General features: G+C 57.9%; 1 protein-coding gene. It reads right to left on the bottom strand.

The window, feature by feature from the left end; translation table 11 throughout:
* Positions 1 to 624 precede the first annotated feature (624 nt).
* A complete protein-coding gene (locus ACCAA_RS04725; RefSeq protein ID WP_186406087.1) occupies positions 625 to 1,332 on the bottom strand; it encodes a hypothetical protein in 708 nt (235 codons plus the stop codon).
* Positions 1,333 to 1,443 lie beyond the last annotated feature (111 nt).

Raw genomic sequence — 1,443 nt, 5'->3', positions numbered from 1 at the left:
TTCCCGACCGTACGCGGGATATTTGGAGCCCTTAGACCTTGGCCAGGGGAGGACGTAACAACTCTCCTCACCGAGGACGGCTTTGATCTTCATTCCGCGGCGAGTGGCGGCGAAGCCGCCGTGCCGACGCGGGCTTCTCAAGCGTACGGTTTGTTCCCTTCCCGAACTTGACTCTCATTCTCACTCCGGCGTGGAGAACGGCGGCGCAGCCGCTGTTCGGGAGCCGACTGGAATGTTTGCCAGCCAGATTCCTCATCCCGAGGATGGTCTGTATTTCCCTCCCGACAGGCAGAACAGAGGCGCAGCCGATGTTCTGAATGGAACCATACACTGAACGTAGGAACGTTTACCAAACCAACGGCAACTGAGTTCTGCGATGGAATAGGAAATTAAACGACTTGGTGCATCCCCCGAAGGGGGGGCACCAGCGCCGCAGGCGCAACCGCATTGTAAAGAAGAGTATTTATCTCTCTACGTAATTTGCTTCATTACATCTCTATAGCCACGGCAACAGAGGTCAGGCTGTGCTAATGCATTGAAACAATTGAGAATTATTCATGCGTTCCGTCGTCATGTACTCCGTCTACCCCCCGTGCAGCCCACTTGATACCCGGTATCATCTCCCTACATACGCCCCGCGCTACCCCCCGCGCTACCCCCCGCACTACCCCCCGCGATCCCGGCTTTCATGAGAGTGAGATCAAGCTGCTTCAGCTTGTCGGCAATGGTCCGCGGCGAGAGCGGCATGACTCCGCATTGCAGAGCGGCCAGTTCCGCGACGTGTTTGGTCAGTGCATTGGTGCCAAGCAGCGTCCTGGCGACCCACAGCGCCTGATAGATGGCTTCGTGGCCGCGGATTTGATGGGACCGCTCTGCCCACTCATTGATGGCCTTGCGGATCGGCACGATGAGAGCAGGCACGCGACTTGGCCCGCCCGCTCCAGCCGGCTGTCGAATCCCCTCTACGATCTGGCGATATTCATCTTTCCGATCTTCCGTTCGCAGTTGCACAAGCTGATATTGCTGCCGACTGGTAAGCTGAAGCAGTTCGTCAGCACGAAATGCCTTCGACCATTTGCGAGTGGCGATCCGCTCACTGATCGCGTCGGCGTCAAATCGCGTGGTGTGCGAGAGAAGGGTCTCAAGTTCGGCCCAGCGCGGGATGACTTTCTCTTGCCGGCAATGGAGCCAATGGAAGTCGATCACGATCTGATCGACCAAAAGCTGCTTGTGGGCCTCTGTTCTTGGCTTGCCGCTCGCCGTGTGAGGAATCCGGGGCTGGTCCCGGAATGCAGGGGCGAGCAGGCCAAGTTGGTTCAGCCCAAACGACACGTCGATGAACGCATCCCGAAGCGTCGTGTAGTCTTCGCCGTCTCGGGAGTGTTAACGGCGTCGTCATTCCGTAGAAATCTGGCGTCGACAGTTTTGCAGCGTAGCCCGCAG

The organism is Candidatus Accumulibacter aalborgensis, assembly GCF_900089955.1.
GTDB lineage: Bacteria > Pseudomonadota > Gammaproteobacteria > Burkholderiales > Rhodocyclaceae > Accumulibacter > Accumulibacter aalborgensis.
The sequence above is the reverse complement of the archived record's forward strand: the minus strand, read 5'-3'. Positions and strand labels throughout refer to the sequence as shown.